This window comes from Agromyces ramosus, from assembly GCF_004216665.1.
Classification (GTDB): domain Bacteria; phylum Actinomycetota; class Actinomycetes; order Actinomycetales; family Microbacteriaceae; genus Agromyces; species Agromyces ramosus.
Genome location: NZ_SGWY01000003.1, coordinates 819,232 through 837,751 on the forward strand (window position 1 = coordinate 819,232; position 18,520 = coordinate 837,751).

16 protein-coding genes are annotated in these 18,520 nt (G+C 71.7%); 7 read left to right on the forward strand and 9 right to left on the reverse strand.

Translation table 11 applies throughout. From position 1 onward, the window contains the following. The gene (locus tag EV187_RS15830; RefSeq protein ID WP_242609636.1) at positions 1-546 is read right to left on the reverse strand and encodes a DUF3151 family protein; all 546 of its coding nucleotides are present in this window, start codon (positions 544-546) and stop codon (positions 1-3) included. A 108-nt stretch (positions 547-654) separates the two neighbouring features. Beyond that, entirely contained in the window at positions 655-2,100 is a 1,446-nt protein-coding gene (locus tag EV187_RS15835) for a S8 family peptidase (protein ID WP_130353986.1), read from the reverse strand. Between the two features lie 249 nt (positions 2,101-2,349). Between EV187_RS15835 and argG the strand changes: the two genes are divergently transcribed. From argG to EV187_RS15850, 3 genes are all read left to right on the forward strand, one after another. Further along, positions 2,350-3,777 carry an argininosuccinate synthase gene (gene argG, locus EV187_RS15840; RefSeq protein WP_130353987.1) on the forward strand — a complete coding sequence of 476 codons (1,428 nt, stop codon included), beginning with the start codon at positions 2,350-2,352 and terminating at the stop codon, positions 3,775-3,777. Positions 3,778-3,917: 140 nt separating this feature from the next. Further along, positions 3,918-5,390, forward strand: a complete 1,473-nt coding sequence (cls, locus tag EV187_RS15845) for a cardiolipin synthase (protein ID WP_130353988.1) — start codon at positions 3,918-3,920, stop codon at positions 5,388-5,390. Positions 5,391-5,407: 17 nt separating this feature from the next. Continuing rightward, the gene (locus EV187_RS15850; RefSeq protein WP_130353989.1) at positions 5,408-6,076 is read left to right on the forward strand and encodes a GAP family protein; all 669 of its coding nucleotides are present in this window, start codon (positions 5,408-5,410) and stop codon (positions 6,074-6,076) included. Between the two features lie 123 nt (positions 6,077-6,199). Here the strand turns inward: EV187_RS15850 and EV187_RS15855 are convergent, their stop codons facing one another. From EV187_RS15855 to EV187_RS15865, 3 genes are all read right to left on the reverse strand, one after another. Beyond that, positions 6,200-6,568, reverse strand: a complete 369-nt coding sequence (locus EV187_RS15855) for a nuclear transport factor 2 family protein (protein ID WP_130353990.1) — start codon at positions 6,566-6,568, stop codon at positions 6,200-6,202. A gap of 100 nt (positions 6,569-6,668) precedes the next feature. Then, positions 6,669-7,685: a magnesium and cobalt transport protein CorA gene (locus EV187_RS15860; RefSeq protein ID WP_130353991.1), complete on the reverse strand. Its 1,017-nt coding sequence runs from the start codon at positions 7,683-7,685 to the stop codon at positions 6,669-6,671. Positions 7,686-7,796: 111 nt separating this feature from the next. Continuing rightward, entirely contained in the window at positions 7,797-8,435 is a 639-nt protein-coding gene (locus tag EV187_RS15865; protein WP_130353992.1) for a TetR/AcrR family transcriptional regulator, read from the reverse strand. A gap of 54 nt (positions 8,436-8,489) precedes the next feature. Here EV187_RS15865 and EV187_RS15870 point away from each other — a divergent pair, with 54 nt between their 5' ends. Beyond that, positions 8,490-9,863: an MFS transporter gene (locus EV187_RS15870; RefSeq protein ID WP_130353993.1), complete on the forward strand. Its 1,374-nt coding sequence runs from the start codon at positions 8,490-8,492 to the stop codon at positions 9,861-9,863. Here the strand turns inward: EV187_RS15870 and EV187_RS15875 are convergent. After that, positions 9,826-10,434: a TrmH family RNA methyltransferase gene (locus EV187_RS15875; protein WP_242609658.1), complete on the reverse strand. Its 609-nt coding sequence runs from the start codon at positions 10,432-10,434 to the stop codon at positions 9,826-9,828. The genes EV187_RS15870 and EV187_RS15875 overlap by 38 nt on opposite strands. A gap of 283 nt (positions 10,435-10,717) precedes the next feature. On the opposite strand from EV187_RS15875, the gene EV187_RS15880 reads away from it, so the two are divergent. Next, a complete protein-coding gene (locus EV187_RS15880; RefSeq protein WP_130353994.1) occupies positions 10,718-12,190 on the forward strand; it encodes an Nramp family divalent metal transporter in 1,473 nt (490 codons plus the stop codon). A 168-nt stretch (positions 12,191-12,358) separates the two neighbouring features. Here the strand turns inward: EV187_RS15880 and EV187_RS15885 are convergent, their stop codons facing one another. Continuing rightward, positions 12,359-14,911 (reverse strand): rhamnogalacturonan lyase, encoded by a 2,553-nt coding sequence (locus EV187_RS15885; RefSeq protein WP_130353995.1) that lies wholly within the window; start codon positions 14,909-14,911, stop codon positions 12,359-12,361. 170 nt (positions 14,912-15,081) lie between these two features. On the opposite strand from EV187_RS15885, the gene EV187_RS15890 reads away from it, so the two are divergent. After that, the gene (locus EV187_RS15890; RefSeq protein WP_130353996.1) at positions 15,082-15,735 is read left to right on the forward strand and encodes a metal-dependent transcriptional regulator; all 654 of its coding nucleotides are present in this window, start codon (positions 15,082-15,084) and stop codon (positions 15,733-15,735) included. 75 nt (positions 15,736-15,810) lie between these two features. Next, the gene (locus EV187_RS15895) at positions 15,811-16,608 is read left to right on the forward strand and encodes an HAD-IIA family hydrolase (protein ID WP_130353997.1); all 798 of its coding nucleotides are present in this window, start codon (positions 15,811-15,813) and stop codon (positions 16,606-16,608) included. 28 nt (positions 16,609-16,636) lie between these two features. On the opposite strand, the gene EV187_RS15900 is transcribed toward EV187_RS15895, so the two are convergent. After that, positions 16,637-17,569, reverse strand: a complete 933-nt coding sequence (locus EV187_RS15900) for a nucleoside hydrolase (RefSeq protein ID WP_130353998.1) — start codon at positions 17,567-17,569, stop codon at positions 16,637-16,639. Then, a complete protein-coding gene (locus EV187_RS15905; protein WP_130353999.1) occupies positions 17,566-18,519 on the reverse strand; it encodes a ribokinase in 954 nt (317 codons plus the stop codon). Before EV187_RS15905 ends, EV187_RS15900 begins: the two co-directional genes overlap by 4 nt. Between the last annotated feature and the right edge of the window lies 1 nt (position 18,520).

Here is an 18,520-nt window from a genome sequence, read left to right on the forward strand (position 1 = left end):
TCAGTCCTCTCCTGCCGCGTCGACGGCGGTGGGTTCGGCGAGCGGCTCGCCGGTGTGCGACTCGAGGCCGGTGGCCGGCTCGACGAGCCCGGCGGATGCCACGATCGGCATGAGCTGGGTCGGGGTGAACTCCGATGCGATACGCGCGGGCGCCTCGGCGTCGGCGGAGGCGAGCTCCTCGGCGAGGCGCGCGGCCTGGCCCTCGAGGCCGAGCGCGAGGGCCGCGCGCCGCTGCGCGTCGAGGGCCCGGAGATAGGCGCGGTTGGGCTCGTCCGACCAGGGCACCGCGGCCCCGGGCGCCCAACCGGAGGCGGCGAGCTGCTCGCGGGCGAACTCGACGGCCACGGCGGCGTAGGCGAACGCGTCGATGGAGTGGCCTTCGGAGTCCGCCAGGTCGGCCAGCTCCGCCCAGGCGAGCGGTGACGACGGATGCCCCGCCACGACCGATGCCACGGATGCGCGATCGGCCTCGGCGAGGGCCTGCCGCACCTCGGGTTCGTCGGCGAGCGACACCTCGCCCTCGGATGCTGAATCGTTCGCGGTCACACTCAACCTTATCGTGGGGCGTTTCCCGGACCCATGAACGACGCCCGTGGCACGCACGAGGGGCCGGACCACCCGGTCCGGCCCCTCGCGTCGCGTCAGTTCAGCGGGTCACTGCACGGCGTTGAACGCGTTGACGTTGCCGGCTCCGTAGAAGCCGTTGCGCTCGCCGCCCGTGCACGTGGCCGGGTAGCCGGGGCGCGGCTCGTAGACGCCCTCGGGGCACGCGATCGGCGTCGCCGTGCGCTCGAGGAAGGAGGCGAGCTGGCCCGGCTTCATGCCCGGGTGCGCCGACAGCGCCAGCGCCGCGACGCCGGCCGCGTGCGGGCCGGCCATCGACGTGCCCTGCGAGTAGCCGTAGCCGCCGCCGGGGATCGTCGAGAGCACGGCGTCGGTGATGGTCGACGAGACCCCGCCGGTACGGAAGCGGGTGTCGCCACCGGGTGCCGTGACGTCGACGACGCCCTGGCCGTACGACGAGTAGTAGCTCTTCTGCTCGGTCGGTCCGACGGCCGAGACCGTCACGACACCGGGCGCCTCAGCCGGCAGGTCGCGGCACGCACCGTTGATGGTGCGGTCCTCGACGGGGGCGCTGCCGTCGTTGGGGCTCGACGAGTCGGTGAACTTGTGCTGCAGGTCGACGTTGCTGTTGCCCGCCGAGGCCACCGTCAGGGTGCCCTGCGCCGAGGAGTAGCGCAGTGCGCGCTGCACGGCCTGCCACACCGGACGCTGCCGCTCGTCGTTGACGCAGTTGAACTCCCACGGGTCGATGAAGTAGCTGTTGTTCGTGATCGGCATGCCGTGGTCGGCGGCCCAGAGGTACGCGCAGACGGCGGCCTCGGGGAAGATGAAGCCGTCGTCGTTGACGACCTTCACCGATGCCACCTTCACGCCCGGGGCCACGCCCGCGATGCCGACGCCGTTGATCGCCGCGGCGATCGTGCCGGCGACGTGCGTGCCGTGCGACGAGTTCGTCGGGCTCCACGCCGCCTGGCTGGTGTCGACGACGCCGCCGAGGCACGAGGCGCTCTGGTCCTTCGCCACCTGCGTCGCGAGGTCGGGGTGGTTGGCGTCGATGCCCGAGTCGAGCACGCCCACGACCACCGACGCGTCGCCGGTCGTCACGGCGTGCGCGGCTGCCACGTCGATCTGCGCCATGTCCCACTGCGCGCTCCAGAGCGGCTCAGCGGTCGGGTCGCCTGCGGCCGCGACCGCGGCCGTGTCGACCGCCTCGACGACGTCGTCGTCGATGAGGGTCGTGCCGAGCCCCGCCGTCGACGCGACCGACTCCACGCCCGCACCGGCGACGGCGCCGGCGAACGCGGTGCTGGTCGACCTCGCGACGAGCACGCCGATCTGGTCGTAGGCGGCGACGACGGTGCCGCCCGCCGCCGCGACGCGCGCCGCGGCCTTGTCGGTGCTCTTGCCCTGCGGCGCGAGCACGAGGTACGTGGTCTCGGGGCCCGTTGCCGCCGCCGCGGGGGCGACGGCCGTGCCGATGAGGCCGACGGCGAGGGCTGCGGCGGATACCGCGCCGATCACCTTGTGATTCTTCATCCATTTCTCCGTTCGATACGTGGAGCACCGCCGACCGGTTCGGTCGGCGGTCCGGCCTGTCCAGAGGATGCGACGAGCGCTGGCTTCGTGGCCGCGCGACCGGTGGCGCGAGTCTATTGCCCGGCAGCCGATTCGCGATCGGTTCGGCGGATGCCGGGCCGAGCTCGGACGAGCGGTCCGCCTGCGGCGCTCCGGCGGGACATCCGTCGACGTCGTCGCCCGCGGATCCGCCCAAGTAGGCTGGAGGGCATGTCGAAAGTCCTCTCCAGCCTGCCCGTCGGCGAACGCGTCGGCATCGCCTTCTCCGGTGGCCTCGACACCTCGGTGGCGGTCGCCTGGATGCGGGAGAAGGGCGCCGTGCCGTGCACGTACACGGCCGACATCGGGCAGTACGACGAGCCCGACATCGCGGCCGTGCCCAGCCGCGCGAAGGAGTACGGCGCCGAGATCGCGCGCCACGTCGACGCGAAGGCCCCCCTGGTCGAGGAGGGCCTCGTGGCCCTGCAGTGCGGCGCGTTCCACATCCGCTCGGGCGGCAAGACCTACTTCAACACCACGCCGCTCGGCCGCGCGGTCACGGGCACGCTGCTCGTCCGCGCCATGAAGGAGGACGGCGTCGACATCTGGGGCGACGGCTCCACCTACAAGGGCAACGACATCGAGCGGTTCTATCGCTACGGACTCATGGCCAACCCGCGGCTGCGCATCTACAAGCCCTGGCTCGACGCGGCGTTCGTGACCGAGCTCGGCGGGCGCAAGGAGATGAGCGAGTGGCTCGTCGCCCGTGGCTTCCCCTACCGGGACTCCACCGAGAAGGCGTACTCGACCGACGCCAACATCTGGGGCGCCACGCACGAGGCGAAGCGCCTCGAGCATCTCGACACCGGCCTCGACATCGTGGAGCCGATCATGGGCGTCGCCGCCTGGCGCGACGACGTCGAGGTGGCCACCGAGGAGGTGTCGATCCGGTTCGAGGCCGGGCGACCCGTCGCGATCAACGGCACGGAGTTCGCCGACGCCGTGGCCCTCGTCTACGAGGCGAACGCGATCGGCGGCCGTCACGGCCTCGGCGTCTCCGACCAGATCGAGAACCGCATCATCGAGGCGAAGAGCCGCGGCATCTACGAAGCACCGGGCATGGCGCTGCTGCACATCGCGTACGAGCGCCTGCTCAACGCGATCCACAACGAGGACACCATCGCGAACTACCACGCGGAGGGTCGCCGCCTCGGACGCCTCATGTACGAGGGCAGGTGGCTCGACCCGCAGTCGCTCATGCTGCGCGAGTCGATCCAGCGCTGGGTCGGCTCTGCCGTGACCGGCGAGGTCACGCTGCGCCTGCGCCGGGGCGACGACTACACGATCCTCGACACGCAGGGTCCCGCGCTCAGCTACCACCCCGAGAAGCTCTCGATGGAACGGGTCGGCGACGCCGCGTTCGGACCCGAGGACCGCATCGGCCAGCTCACGATGCGCAACCTCGACATCGCCGACTCGCGAGCGCGCCTCGAGCAGTACGCGGTGCAGGGCATCGTCGGCGGGGCGACCGCCGAGCTCGTCGGCGACCTGCAGACGGGCGAGGCCGCCGAGATCACCGCGGGCGAGGTCGAGACCGACCTCGAGGCGGCGACGGATGCCGCGAACGAGGCGGCGGCGTTCGACCTCGGCACCGACTGACCCGGCGTCGCCCTTTCACGCGGGCGACAGCGGTGCCATACTCAGACGACTGACCGGCGGGCGCGGCGAGCGCCGGCCGGCGCGACCGTACTGGGAGGCGCGATGGCCGGTGGTCCCATGCACCGAACGAGTGGGCCGGCGTGAGCGCCGAGACCGCCAACATCGTCGGCGGCATCCTGATCCTCGCCGACCTGGCCATCAGGATCGCCGCGCTCATCATCATCCCCCGCGATCGCAAGCCCTCGGCCGCCATGGCCTGGCTCCTCGCGATCTTCCTGATCCCGTTCGTCGGCATCATCCTGTTCCTGGTGATCGGCAGCCCGAAGCTGCCCAAGGCGCGGCGTGAGCGGCAGCTCGAGATCAACCGGATGATCGCCGAGCGCGGCGACCGGCTCGACCTGCCCGACGGCCGCGCCGAATGGCCGGCCTGGTTCGCGTCGGTCGTGGAGCAGAACCGCAGGCTCGGCGCGCTGCCGGCGGTCGGCGGCAACGCGGCACGGCTCATCGGCGACTACCGCGGGTCGATCGACGCGATGGCCGCGGACATCGACACGGCGACGCGGTTCGTGCACGTCGAGTTCTTCATCGTCGCCCTCGACGACACCACCAAGGGGTTCTTCGCCGCCATGGAGCGAGCGGTGCAGCGCGGCGTCGTGGTGCGCCTGCTGCTCGACTACGTGGCGTCCAAGCGCGTCTCCCTGCACGCGGCGACCATCGCCGAGCTCGACCGCATCGGCGTGAAGTGGAGCTACATGCTCGCCGTGCAGCCGACGAAGGGCAAGTACCAGCGCCCCGACCTGCGGAACCACCGCAAGCTCGTCGTCGTCGACGGCCTGGTCGGGTACACCGGGTCGCAGAACCTCATCGACCGCAGCTACGACTCGGAGAAGAACCTGAAGCGGGGCCTGCAGTGGCAGGAGCTGGTGACCCGGGTGACCGGACCGGCGGTGACCGCCATCAACGCGGTGTTCCTGTCCGACTGGTACAGCGAGACCGACGAACTGCTCGGCGACGAGGAGAACGTGCCGGCCGCCGCGGTTCCCGCCGACCCATCGCCCGACGCGCTCGTCTGCCAGGTGGTGCCGAGCGGGCCCGCGTACGAGGCCGAGAACAACCTCCGGCTGTTCCTCTCGCTCGTGTCCTCCGCCCAGGAGCGGGTCATCATCACGAGCCCCTACTTCGTGCCCGACGAGGCGATGATGTACGCCATCACCTCGGCGAGGTTCCGCGGCCTCGACGTGCAGCTGTTCGTCTCCGAGATCGGCGACCAGGGCTCCGTGTGGCACGCGCAGCGTTCGTACTACAGCGACCTGCTGCGCGCGGGCGTGCGCATCTGGCTCTATCCGGGTCCCTTCATCCTGCACGCCAAGCACCTCTCGATCGACGACGACGTGGCGGTCATCGGCTCGAGCAACATGGACATCCGCTCGTTCAACCTCAACTTCGAGATCTCGCTGCTGGTGCGCGGGCGCTCGTTCGTCTCGGAGATGCGCGAGGTCGAGGAGGGGTACCGCTCCATCGGCCGCGAGCTCACCCTCGAGGAGTGGCAGCGCGAGCCGGCGTCCGCCACGTTCCTCGACGGCGTCGCACGGCTCACGTCGGCGCTGCAGTAGCAGGACGGGCGTGACGGATGCTCCAGGCGATCGGCCACATCCTCCCCATCGCGCTCGCCGTGGCGATCAGCTCGGTGCCGATCATGGCGACGATCGTCATCCTGCTCTCCCCGAAGGGCACGAAGACCGCGCTCCCGTTCCTCATCGGGTGGGTGCTCGGGATGGCCGTGGTCGTGACCGTCTGCACGCTCGGCGCCCAGGTGATCCCCGCCCCGCGGACCGGCCGTCGCGAGGCCACGGCGATCGCCGTGGCGGGAATCCTCGTCGGCATCGCGCTCGTGGTCGTCGCGATCGTCGAGTGGCGTCGCGCCCGTCGCCATCCCTCCGACGCCCTCCCGAAGTGGCTCGCCTCGGTCGACAAGCTGGGACCGTGGAGCGCCTTCGGCATCGCGTTCGCCCTCAACGCCCGGCCGAAAGGCCTGCTCCTGGCCATCGCGGCCGGCCTCGCGATCCGTGCCGCGAACCTCTCCGTGGGGGAGTCGGCGATCGTGATCGCGATCTACACGATCATCGGCGCCCTCACCGTCGCCGTTCCGGTCATCCTGTCGCTGGTCGATCGGAAGGGCATGGAGCCGCGACTCCTCGAAGCGAAGGACTGGCTCTCGCGCAACAGCGTCACGGTGACCGCGCTCATCGTGCTCCTCATCGGCGTGGTCATCATCGGGGCGGGGCTCGCGAACCTGTGATCCGGTGAACTTGCACCCGCCGTCGGCGTGACCCGCATGACGCATCACCGCACGCTGCGCGACCTGCAGCCGAGCCTCATCGGCTGAGCGGATGCGCGGCATCCGCTCGCCGTCGTCGAACGCTCAGGCGGGCGTCTGCTGGTGCGCGGCGACGTGCCACGCGCCGTCGTCGTACAGGTACGTCGTCGACATGCGCAGGTTCACGGTGTCGCCGCCGCGTCGCGCGACCGCACGGTAGACGACCATGCCGGCCCGATCGCCGAGGCGGATCACGGCCGGCTCGTGCAACTCGTAGGACTCCCAGGGCGGTGTGCTGCGGAACGCGGCGAGGATCTCGTCGCGGCCGAGCATCGCCCCCTCGACGACCATGAGCGCGTCGCGGGTCATCGCGCGCTGGTAGTGCTCGCCGCCGCGACCGTCGAGGATCGCCTTCCATCCGACGTGCTCCTCGTGCAGCAGGCGGGCGGGCAGATCGTCGGTGATCTCGGTCATGCCCCAACGCTAACCGCGATCGGATGCCGCGGGAAGGACGGATGCCGCATCCGCGCGAAGTCGGCGCCCGGTCGCGGCGCGGGCGCCCCGCGGCATCCGCTCAGAGCCAGCCGCGGCGCTTGAACACCAGGTAGAGGCCGCCGGCGAAGCCGAGCATGAGCGCGACGGCGAACGGGTAGCCCCACGGCTCGTCGAGCTCGGGCATGTAGACGAAGTTCATGCCGTAGACCGCCGCGACGAGGCTCGGCGCGAAGATGATCGCGGCCCAGCTCGAGATCTTCTTCGACTGCTCGCTCTGCGCGAGGGCCGTCTCGGAGAGCACGCGGATCTCCTCGTTCTGGCGCTGGGCCACGAGGGTGGAATGCACCTGCAGCGCGTTCTGCAGCAGCTGGCGGAACGTGTCGCCGCGCTCCACGATGCGGATCACGTGGTCCTTCACGTCGCGCAGGTACCGCTGCAGCTCGAGGTCGACCGCGTACTTCTCGAACCCGCGCTCGAGCGCCTCGAACATCGCGATGAGCGGCCGGGTGGCGCGCTGGAACTCCATCACCTCGCTCGCGAGGTCGTACATGCGCCGGGTCACCTCGGGGTCGCCCGAGAAGAGCTGCTCCTCGATCTCGTCGATGTCGTTCTCGAGGCCGGCGTCGACGGGCGAGTACTCGTCGACGACCTCGTCGAGCACGGCGTAGAGCACCGCCTCCGGCCCCTTGGCGAGCAGGTCGGGCGAGGATTCGAGTCGCCGTCGCACGCGTGCGAGGTCGGGGGACTCCGCGTGGCGGATCGTGATGGCGAAATCGGGACCGATGAACACGTGCAGCTCGCCGAACTCGACCTGCTCCACGTCGTCGAGGTACCGGGCGGGACGGAGCACGACGAACAGCGTGTCGCCGTAGCGCTCGAGCTTCGCCCGCTGATGACCCTTCCTCGCGTCCTCGATCGCGAGCGGGTGGAGCCCGAACTCGCTGGCGAGCGCGTCCAGCTCGGCGTCGGTGGGTCGATAGAGCCCGATCCAGGCGAATCCGCCGTGCGTCTGGCGGCTCTCGAACGTCTCCTCGAGGGTGGCCGGGGTGGCGACCCGGCGGCCGCCCCGGTAGATCGCGTTGTCGACGACGGGCATCGGGTCAAGTCTCGTGCGCGGGCGCGCGCGCGACCCGCCGACACGCGGCGGGGGGCCGGCGCCGGGCACCGCTCGCGGGTTCAGCCGGAGCTGCGATCCGAGCGGGCGGGGTCAGGCGCCCGGGTTCGCGGCCCACTGCCCGCGCACGGCCGTCGGGCGCGAGTGCTCGAGCGTTCCCGGCGCCAGGCCGAGACGCTCCTCCGCGGCGGTGAACACGACCCGGTCCGCCTCCTCCCGGCTCACGAGGCCGATCGCGTGGTGCTGCACCGCCATGCCGTCGACGAGCGCCGTGAGCATGCGGGCATCGGAAGCCGGGTCGGCGCTCGTGCCGAGCCCCGCCTCGTCGAGGCGCTCGATGATGCGCGCGAGCCGTCGCTCGCAATCGCGATGATGACGCCTGAGGGCGGCGTGCAGCTCGGGGTTGCGCGGCGCCTCGCTCCACGCGTCGATCCAGACGAAGTAGTGGTCGCGCGGGGTCGAGGTGAGCCAGTCGGCCAGTGCCTCGACGGGCTCGACCCGCTCGGCGACCTCCTCGTCGTTCTCGAGCTCGGCGAGCACCGCGGCGTCGAACGCCTCGGCGACGAGCTGCTCGCGGGTGGGGAAGTAGTGGCGGATGAGCCCGTGCACGACGCCGACCTCGGCGGCGACGTCGCGCAGCGTGACCCGTGCGAAGCCGTCGCGTGCCACGAGCTGCAGCGTCGCGGCGAGGATCTGCTCACGCCGCGCCGCGGGGTCGAGGCGGGTCACCATGCGTCCATCGTACCGCTCTTGTCCAAGCGGACAACGAGTGCTAATTTGTTGTCCATGCGGATAAGAGCGGGCGTGCAGCGCGACGCCGTCGACGGCGACCGGCGGCGCCTCACCATCGGCGTGGTCACGGCGACCGTGCTCATGTCCTCGGGCGCCATGGTCATCTTCCCCCTGCTGCCGTCGCTGCAGTCGCAGCTCGGCATCTCCACGGCCGACATCGGCTTCGTCGCCGCGGCGGGGTTCGCGGCCTCGCTCGCCGCCGAACTCATCGTCGCGCCCTACGCCGATCGCGGTCGCGCACGCACGATGGGCGTCGTCGGGATGGTGCTGATGGCGGCCGCCCTGCTCGGATCCGCCCTCGCCACCGAATCCTGGCACCTCATCGCCGGACGTGCGCTCGGCGGCTTCGGCTTCGGCGCGTTCATGGCCGCCGCGAGCGCGCTGCTCGTGCGTGCCGACCCCGCACGCGCCGGCGAGTCGCTCGGCCGCCTCGGCGCCGCCGAGCTCGCGGGCGTCTCGCTCGGCCCGCTCGCCTCGGGCCTCGCGATCGCGTTCACCACGCCCGGCACCATCCTCGCGTGGTCGGGCGCGGTCGTGCTGCTCGGCGTGATCCCGGTCGCACTCACGTTCCGCGAGCGTGCAGCGGCGGCCGCCCAGACGACGGATGCCGCGGCGGCAGGTGCGACGGGGGTCCACGGCGCCGCGGCATCCGCCGACCCCGCCCCACCGCCTCGCGTCAGCCTCGACCTGCTGCGTTCGCCGCACGTGGTCGGCGTGCTGCTGCTCTACGGCGCCGTGATGGTGCCGACCGGCGCCTACGACGCCATCTGGCCGCGGTTCATGGCCGACATCGGAGCGAGCGAGTGGCTCACGGCGCTCAGCTACACCCTGTTCGCCGTTCCCTTCGCGCTCGTCGCGAGCTGGGCCGGCCGACTCGCCGACCGCCGCGGAGGGGTCTCGGCGTTCGTGCGCGGGGCCGTCGTGCTCGTGCCGATCGTGGCGCTCTACGGCGTGGTCGGCGACCCGTGGGTCGCCACAGGCGTGGGGTTCGTCGAGTCGTCCGGCCAGGCGCTCGCGTTCATCGGCGCGGCCGCGGCGATGGCGCAGGCCGTGCCCGCTGCCAGGGCCGGAGCCTCGCAGGGCCTCATGCGCGCCTTCGGCCTGCTCACCGCCACGCTCGCCGCGGCGCTCTCGGGCGTGGCGTACGAGGCGGGTGGTGCGCTCGCCCTGTTCGGCGGGACCGCGGTCGTCGTCGTGCTCATGATCGCCGGCGGGCTGCTGGTCCTGCGGGCCGCGCGGGTACGCAGGGCGTCCACCGAATCGCCCCGGTCACCGGCCACGGCGGCCGCCGAGGCCGAGACCGACGCCCGACCCCGGGCTCGGGCCGAGCTCAGCGACGAGCGTGCCTGCGCACCCACTCGTGCATGACGATGGCAGCGGCCGCGCTGGCGTTGATGGAGCGCGTCGAGCCGTACTGCGTGATCTCCACCACGTGATCGGCGGCCGCGAGCGCCGCATCGCTGAGGCCCGGTCCCTCCTGGCCGAAGAGCAGCACGCACCGCTCGGGGAGGTCGACGTCGTCGACCGGGCGTGAGCCCTCGACGTTGTCGACCGCGATGATCGGCAGGCCCTCCGTGCGCGCCCACGCGACGAAGTCGGCGACATCCGGGTGGTAGGCCAGGTGCTGGTAGCGGTCGGTGACCATCGCACCGCGCTTGTTCCACCGGCGACGACCGATGATGTGCACGGTCTCGGCGGCGAACGCGTTGGCCGTGCGCACGATCGAGCCGATGTTCAGGTCGTGCTGCCAGTTCTCGATGGCGACGTGGAACGGATGCCGCCGCGTGTCGAGGTCGGCCACGATCGCGTCCATGCGCCAGTAGCGGTAGCGGTCCACGACGTTGCGGGCGTCGCCGTGCTCGAGCAGCTCGGGGTCGTAGCGGGGATCGTCGGGCCACGCGACACGCCCGCCGGGCCACGGTCCGGCGCCCTGCGGCACGGTCGGCTCGGCGGGCTCGGCGTGCTCGGCGCGGTCGGCATGCTCGGCGCGGTCGGCATGCTCGGCGTGCTCGGCCTGGGCGTCCGCCCGCTCGGCGTCGGTCTCGTGGATCACGCTGCAACGCTACCCGGGCAGCCGCAACGACCCCGCACACCAGGGCCCCGGTGACCGTCCGAGGCCCGGGAACCCGCTCCACCCACGCACGACGCGATCCCCCGGGAACGGGTGCCCACACACCGGGCGGAGGGTTTTCGGTTCGCCGAAATCTGTGTAATCTTTCGGTATGCCGAAATCCCCGGATGCCGCAGCGACGCGGCCCCGAACCGCCACCGATCCCCAGCCCGGCAATCGCGACGACGTGCCGACGGAGAAGCACGTGCCCGAACCCGCCGAGGCCGCGGCATCCGCAGTCACCGACGCGACGCCGCGCCGCCCGTCGTCCCAGCCCTCGATCCCGCGCGTCGCCTGGCTGATCGGCCCGGCGCTCGTGGCGGGCGTCGCCTACCTCGACCCCGGCAACGTCGCGAGCAACATGACGGCGGGCGCCCAGTACGGCTACCTGCTCGTGTGGGTCGTGGTGCTCGGCAATGTCATGGCCTGGCTCATCCAGTACCTGTCGGCGAAGCTCGGCATCGTCACCGGCCGCAGCCTCCCCGAGGTGCTCGGCGGCCGCATCCGCAGTCGGTGGGGGCGACGCGCCTACTGGCTGCAGGCCGAGCTCGTGGCCATGGCCACCGACCTCGCCGAGGTCATCGGCGGCGCGGTCGCACTCAACCTGCTGTTCGGCGTCCCGCTCATCTGGGGCGGCCTCATCACCGGCACCGTCTCGATCGTGCTGCTCGTCCTGCAGTCCCGGCGCGGTCCGCGCACCTTCGAGTTCGTGATCATGGGCCTGCTCGTGATCATCGCGATCGGGTTCACGGTCGGCGTGTTCGTCGCGCCGCCGTCTCCCGCAGGCATCCTCCCGGGCCTGGTGCCGCGCTTCGCAGACGCCAACTCGGTGCTGCTCGCCGCCTCGATCCTGGGCGCGACCATCATGCCGCACGCCATCTACGCGCACTCGGCGCTCAGCAGGGACCGGTTCGCGACCCGCCCGGGTGAGCAGGCCGGCGGGCGCGAGCGTGGTGCGTGGCACGGCTTCGGCATCCGACGGGGAACGGATGCCCAGCCCGAGCTCCTGCCCGGCACCGCGACTGCCGTGCCGACGAACCGGCTGCTGCGCGCCACGCGCTGGGACGTGTCGATCGCCATGGCGATCGCCGGAACGGTGAACCTCTGCATCCTCCTGCTCGCGGCCGTGAACCTCTCCGGCGTCGAGGGCACCGACAGCCTCGAAGGCGCATACGCGGCGCTGGGCGTGGCACTCGGCCCGGCCATCGCGACGCTCTTCGCGGTCGGCCTCCTCGCCTCGGGTCTCGCGTCGACCTCGGTCGGCGCCTACGCCGGTGCCGAGATCATGTACGGGCTGTTGCGCGTGCGGGTGCCGCTCATCCTCCGCCGGCTGGTGACGCTGATCCCCGCGCTCGCCATCCTGTGGCTCGGCTTCGACCCCACGCTCTCGCTGGTGCTCAGCCAGGTCGTGCTCTCGTTCGGCATCCCGTTCGCCCTCGTGCCGCTCGTCGCCCTCACCGCGAAGGCGGGCGTGCTCGGACAGTGGCGCAACCACTGGGCGACGACCGCGGCGGGCATCGCGGCATCCGTCTTCCTGATCACGCTGAACGGCGTGCTGCTCTGGCTGATCTTCACGGGAGCGTGAGCGGATGCCGCGGCGCAGCGCCGCGGCATGGGCGATGCGCCGCGGCGGTCATGGGGGACCGCCCCGGGTGCCGGCACGGAATTGCGGTACCCGGGGCGGTCGTCTGCGGGCGGGTGACGGATGCGGCCGTGGGGGGTCGGCGCGTCCGTCACCCGGTTCGACGACGGATCAGTCGTCGAGCTCGGCGCTCCACTCCGAGGTCGCACCCTCGGCGATGGAGTACCAGGCGGTGGGCACGGCGACCACGGTCGCCTCGCCGGTGACCGCGACCTTGCCGTTCGGCTCGGTGACCAGCTCGCCGTTCACGTAGTACACGATGCCGGCGACGTTGGTCGGCACCTGCACCTCGTCGTGGGCCGTGCCGGGACGGTCCTTGAACGTCGGCTCGCGCGGCGTCGCCGGGGTCGTGAGCACGGGCGCCTTCGACCAGTCGACGTCGCTCGCGAGGTAGAACGAGGTGTACGCCGGCTGGTTGTAGGTGGTCTGCTGGCGGGCCGTCTCAGCGCGGTACTGCACGTCGTGCATGAGCGTCGTCAGCTTGTGCGTCGTGACCTCGGTGCTCGTGTAGATGCGCAGTGCGGTCGAGTCGGTCGTTCGCAGCAGCAGCTCCTCGCGCCAGTCGCCGAGCACGTCGGCCACGAGTGAGGGGTTGCCCTTCGTGCCGTTGTTCGTCAGCGTGCCCGTCGCCGTGAGGAGGCGGCCTCGCGTCCAGTCGTCGATCGTCGGCGTCTGGGTGCCGCTGCCGTTGACGATCTGGGTGGTGAGGTCACCCGCCCAGCGGATCGACATGTTCGTGCCGGGCGTCGCGGCCGAGAGGATCTCGCCCTTCGCGCTCAGCAGTCCGCTCGCGTCGGTGCCTCCGGGCAGGCTCGACCAGACCTCGATGCCGGGCACGTCCGTGCGGACATCGCCGATCATCGCGCGGCCGGTGTCGCGGCCCGAGTAGGCGCCGAAGAGCACGGCGCCGGGGGCCTCGGCTTGCCGCATCGCCGAACCGTAGGGCGCACCGGTGGCACCCTCGTGGGCGGTCCAGATCTCGATGCCGTCGCGCGAGGGATCGATGTCGGTCACGTGCATGGCGTCGCCGTGGCCGAGGCGCACATTCGCACCCGGTGCGGCACTGCCAGGAGGCAGCACGTCGAACGAGCTGTAGAGCAGGCTGCCGTCGTCGTCGATCGTCGCCGACCCGTAGACGAGCTCGTGCTTGCCGTCGCCGTCGACGTCGGCGAGGCTCAGCGAGTGGTCGCCCTGCGTCGTGATGGTGGCGTACTCGGGATTCGTGCCGTCACGGCCGTGCGGCGAGTCGTTGAACGGGTTCGTCATCGGCACGTGGCCGCTGTCGACGTACCAGCGCTCCTTCAGGTGCTTGCCGTCCCAGTCGTAGGTCGTGATCGTGGTGCGCGTGTAGTACCCGCGGGCGAACACGGCAGACGGGTGCTCGCCGTCGAAGTAGCCCACGCCCGACAGGAACCGGTCGACGCGGTTGGCCGGCTCGATGCGCGCCATCGCGTAGTCGCCCCAGAGCAGGCCGTCGTCGTCGCGTCCGGGCTTGTAGGCGATGGTCTGCAGCTCCTCGCCCGTGGCGCTGTCGAACACCGTGAGGTACTCGGGGCCGTCGACGATGAAGCCCTCGAACTTGCGGAGCTCGTTGCGGGCGCTACGCGACGGAGCGTACACGTCGATGAAGTGGTCGACGAGCTCCTCTGCGCTCTCGCGAGACAGCGGGTACTCGTGCGTCACCGGGATGCCCCACGCCTCCTCGAGCGTTGCAGGCCAATTGCCCGCGACGACCTCGGGATGCTCGGTCCAGCCCTGGAAGACCTGCGTGAGGCGCTCCTCGTAGTCGGCGGCGCTGAGGCGGTAGTCGTCGGTGTGCGCGTACCCGGCCGCGACATCCGCCTCGGGCATGGTGATGTACGACTCGCTCGCGACGGTGCCGTCGGCGTCGTACGTGATCGACTTCGTGCCGGGCGCGGTCTTCAGCATCGTCTCGGAACGACCGTCGCCGTCGAAGTCGTAGACCAGGAACTGCGTGTAGTGGGCGCCGGCACGGATGTTCACGCCGAGGTCGAGGCGGTTCAGCAGCGTGCCGTCGAGCTCGTAGGTGTCGATGTAGACCGGGCCGGTGTAGCCCTTGATCGAGACGTCCTGCGAGTTCGAGGGGTCCCACTTCACGATGTACTCGTACGCACCGTCCCCGTCCACGTCTCCGACGGAGACGTCGTTGGCCGAGTAGGTGTAAGGCTGCCCGTCGGGGAAGGCCACGCTCTTCGGTGAGATCCCGTCCTCCGGCTTCTGCAGCGGCAGGTCGTGGTAGCCCTGGGCCCAGGCCGAGACGGGGGCGGATGCCTCGAGCTCGATGCCGTTCACCACGGGGGCGACCGTGTACCGGGCGGTCGCGGAGCCCGCGGCATCCGCGTAGTTGGTGCTGTCGCTGACGGTCGCGAGCTTCGTGCCGTCGCGGTAGACGACGAAGTCGGGGCCGGCGAGGCCCGTGTCGGTGGCGCCGGTCGCCTCGGAGGCGAGCAGGCGCCAGCTGAGGAACACGCCCTCGCTCGTCGACACCGCGACGAGGCCGCGGTCGAGCGCCTCGAGCTGCGCGATGCCCGCCGGCACGGCGTCGGGTGGTGCCGCGGTCGCCGGTTGGGCGACGCCGGCGATCAGGCAGCCGGCGGCAGCCACCGCCAGCGCAGCGCGGAATGGATGGGTACCGAGATTCATCGTCGAATCCTTCTCTGGGCTCATGGCCCGTCGGTGGGATAGCGCTTTCCGTGCGAAGTCGAACGTAGCCCCCGAAGGAGGGGCGGTCAAGACCCGGGGGCCAAATTGACACGATTCAGCCATCGGCGGCCGAGCGCCGCGGTGTCGAACCTGCCGCTATCCTGAGGCCGATGCCTGCCACGAGCCCTGCGATCGAGGACTACCTCAAGACGGTGTACGCCCACACCGAATGGCAGCCCGACCCCATCACGCCGAAGGTGCTCGCCGACCGCCTCGGCGTCGCGCCGTCGTCGGTCACCGAGATGGTGAAGAAGATGGCGGCGGCCGGACTCGTCTCGCACGTGCCCTACGGCGCGGTGCGCCTGACGGATGCCGGTCTCGCGCGCGCCCTCGCGGTGGTGCGCCGCCACCGCCTCATCGAGACCTGGCTCGTGCAGGAGATGGGGTACGGCTGGGACGAGGTGCACGACGAGGCCGAGATCCTCGAGCACGCGATCTCCGACCGGCTGCTCGAGGCGATCGACGCCCGGCTCGGGCGACCGGGGCGCGACCCGCACGGCGACGCCATCCCGTCGGCCGCCGGCACGCTCGAACCGCGCAACGCCGTGCTCCTCGCCGACACCGAGCGGGGCCACGAGGGCGCCGTCGTGCGCATCAGCGACCGCGATCCCGCGGTGCTGCGCGCGCTTGACGACGCGGGCATCGGGCTCGACACGGTGCTCACGGTCACGGATGCCGCGGCGGCATCCGTGAGCGTCACGGTCGCCGATCGGGCGCACACGCTCCCCCGCGGCGCGGCCCAGGCGATCTGGGTCACGGCGTAGCACATGCGTCGCGCGTGCGACCCGGCGGCATCCGCTGTTCATCGGGCTGTGATCTTCGCGCCCTAGTCTGTGCACATGGGACGACGTGATGAAGTCGAGTGCTGGCTCACCGACATGGACGGCGTGCTGGTGCACGAGAACCACGCCCTGCCCGGCGCGGCCGAGCTGCTGCAGCAGTGGGAGGACGCGGGTACGCCCTACCTGGTGCTCACGAACAACTCGATCTTCACGGCCCGCGACCTGTCGGCGCGGCTGCGGGCCAGCGGGCTGCACGTGCCCGAGCACCGCATCTGGACCTCGGCGCTCGCGACCGCCGACTTCCTCAAGCAGCAGCTGCCCGGCGGCACGGCGTTCGTCATCGGCGAGGCCGGCATCCTGACGGCCCTGCACGAGGCGGGCTTCGTGATGACCGAGACCGATCCCGACTTCGTCGTGGTGGGCGAGACCCGCAACTACTCGTTCGAGGCGATCACCAAGGCGATCCGCCTGATCGGCAACGGGGCACGGTTCATCGTCACCAATCCGGATGCCACGGGCCCGTCGGCCGATGGCCCACTGCCCGCAACCGGGGCGATCGCCGCGCTGATCACCAAGGCCACGGGCAAGGAGCCGTACGTGGTGGGCAAGCCGAACCCGATGATGTTCCGGTCGGCGCTCAACAAGATCGGCGCGCACTCCGAGAACACGGCCATGATCGGCGACCGCATGGACACCGACATCGTCGCGGGCATCGAGGCCGGGCTGCACACGGTGCTCGTGCTCACGGGCATCAGCGACCAGGCCGAGATCGAGCGGTATCCGTTCCGGCCCGAGGAGATCCTCTCGGGCGTGCACGAGCTCGTGCGCCGGGAGCCGACGGAGTCGGACCTCTAGCCGCGACGGATCCGTCGGAGCGCCGAGCTCAGGCGAGCCGCGCGATCGCCGCCTCGAGCAGGCCCCAGAACCGGTCGACGTCGAGGTGGGTCGCCACCCACGCGTTCGGCTCCCGCCGCAGCATCCCGTCGAGGTCGACGCTCGTCGCGCCCGCCGTCTCGGTGCCGGCGAGCTCGACATCGAGGCGGGTGTGCGCGAGCGCGACGGCGTCGGGGTCGACGAGCACCGCCACCGCCACCGGATCGTGCAGCGGCCCGTCGGGCATGCCGAAGACCTCGGCGTTGGTGCGGCAGAAGAACTCGAGCAGCTCGTCGCCGAACGCCGCGGTCGCGGTGCCGACCCTGCCGAGCCGCTCGCGCACTGCCGCGGTCACGAGCGCCCGGTGCGTGACGTTCAGCCCGACCATCGTGAAGCGGATGCCGCTGCCGACCACGAGGGCGAGCGCCTCGGGATCGACCCACGCGTTGAACTCGGCGTACGGCGTGACGTTGCCGCGCCCGGTCGATCCGCCCATCCACACGACCTCGCGGATGCGGGACGCGACGTCGGCACGGTCGCGCAGCAGGATCGCCACGTTGGTGAGCGGGCCCGTGGCCACGATCGCGACGGGATCGGGTGAGGCGAGCAGGGTGTCGGCCATGAGCTCGGTCGCCGTGCGCGGGTCGAGCGGCATCGCCGGCTCGGGCAGCACCGGGCCGCCGAGCCCGTTCTCGCCGTGGATCCACTCCGCGGTCTCGAGCGCGCGTGCGATCGGCCCCGCGGCGCCCGCGGCGACCGGCACCCCGGTCACGCCGGCCACGGTGAGCGCGATGCGCGCGTTGCGGCTGGTGTGCTCGATCGACACGTTGCCGCCGACCGTCGTGACGGCGAGCAGCTCGAGCGACGGATGCCCCGCCGCGAGCCAGAGTCCGAAGACGTCGTCGTGCCCGGGGTCGCAGTCGACGATCACGGGCACCGTCATGCGGGGTCCTGCGCGTCCGTGAGCCCGGCAGACGACAGCACCGCGTGCCGGGGCGCGTACGAGTCGACCGTGCCGCGCGACTGCACCGCGAGCGCGCCCGCGGCGACCGCGAATCGCAACGCCTCGTCGAGAGGTCGCCCCTCCGCGAGGAATGCGGCGAGGGCGCCGGTGAAGCCGTCACCGGCACCGGTCGTGTCCACGGCGTCGACGCGGGGGGCGGCGGCCGTCCACGAGCCGTCCGCGGAGGCCGCCACCGCACCGGCCGAGCCGAGCGTCACGACGATCGAGCGGGCGGTCCGGGCGACGGCGGATGCCGCGAGCTCGCGCCACGCGTCGAGCGATGCGCCGGCGGCATCCGTGCCGAGGCCCACCGCGCGCGCCTCGTGCTCGTTGACGACCAGCGGGTCGGCGAACCGCAGCGTCGCCGCATCGACCGGCGCGGGCGGCGCGAGGTTCAGCACGAAGCGCACGCCCGCGTCTGCCGCGAGCTCGGCGACGCGCTGGATGGTGGCCACCGGGAGCTCACCCTGGGTGAGCACGACCGCCGCGGACGCGATGCGCCCGGAGTCGGCCTCGGCGGCGGCGGGCGTCAGGGCGAGGTTGGCGCCGCCCGTGACGATGATCGTGTTCTCGCCCGAGTCCGCGACCGTGATCTGGGCGACGCCGGTGGGGGCGTCCGCCTCGCGACCGACCGCGCCGGTCGACAGCCCGAACCGCTCGAGGGTCGCCAGCGCGAAGTCGCCCGCGGCATCCGTGCCGATCCGCGCGACGAGCTCGACGGATGCCCCGACGACGTGCGCGGCGACCGCCTGGTTCGAGCCCTTGCCTCCGAGCGCCACGCGGAAGCCGTGGGAGAGGATCGTCTGACCCGGCGCGGGGAACGCCTCGACGTAGCTCGTCGAGTCGACGTTCAGGGAGCCGACGACGACGACCCGGCCGTGCGAGCCCACG

What these genes read in the sequence shown, in the direction of transcription:
- argG (WP_130353987.1), top strand. Translation starts at nt 2,350, where the DNA reads ATGTCGAAAGTCCTCTCCAGCCTGCCCGTCGGCGAACGCGTCGGCATC.
- EV187_RS15855 (WP_130353990.1), bottom strand. Translation starts at nt 6,568, where the DNA reads ATGACCGAGATCACCGACGATCTGCCCGCCCGCCTGCTGCACGAGGAG.
- EV187_RS15885 (WP_130353995.1), bottom strand. Translation starts at nt 14,911, where the DNA reads ATGAATCTCGGTACCCATCCATTCCGCGCTGCGCTGGCGGTGGCTGCC.
- EV187_RS15870 (WP_130353993.1), top strand. Translation starts at nt 8,490, where the DNA reads ATGCGGATAAGAGCGGGCGTGCAGCGCGACGCCGTCGACGGCGACCGG.
- EV187_RS15890 (WP_130353996.1), top strand. Translation starts at nt 15,082, where the DNA reads ATGCCTGCCACGAGCCCTGCGATCGAGGACTACCTCAAGACGGTGTAC.
- EV187_RS15860 (WP_130353991.1), bottom strand. Translation starts at nt 7,685, where the DNA reads ATGCCCGTCGTCGACAACGCGATCTACCGGGGCGGCCGCCGGGTCGCC.
- EV187_RS15865 (WP_130353992.1), bottom strand. Translation starts at nt 8,435, where the DNA reads ATGGTGACCCGCCTCGACCCCGCGGCGCGGCGTGAGCAGATCCTCGCC.
- EV187_RS15900 (WP_130353998.1), bottom strand. Translation starts at nt 17,569, where the DNA reads ATGACGGTGCCCGTGATCGTCGACTGCGACCCCGGGCACGACGACGTC.
- EV187_RS15835 (WP_130353986.1), bottom strand. Translation starts at nt 2,100, where the DNA reads ATGAAGAATCACAAGGTGATCGGCGCGGTATCCGCCGCAGCCCTCGCC.
- EV187_RS15850 (WP_130353989.1), top strand. Translation starts at nt 5,408, where the DNA reads ATGCTCCAGGCGATCGGCCACATCCTCCCCATCGCGCTCGCCGTGGCG.
- EV187_RS15895 (WP_130353997.1), top strand. Translation starts at nt 15,811, where the DNA reads ATGGGACGACGTGATGAAGTCGAGTGCTGGCTCACCGACATGGACGGC.
- EV187_RS15880 (WP_130353994.1), top strand. Translation starts at nt 10,718, where the DNA reads ATGCCGAAATCCCCGGATGCCGCAGCGACGCGGCCCCGAACCGCCACC.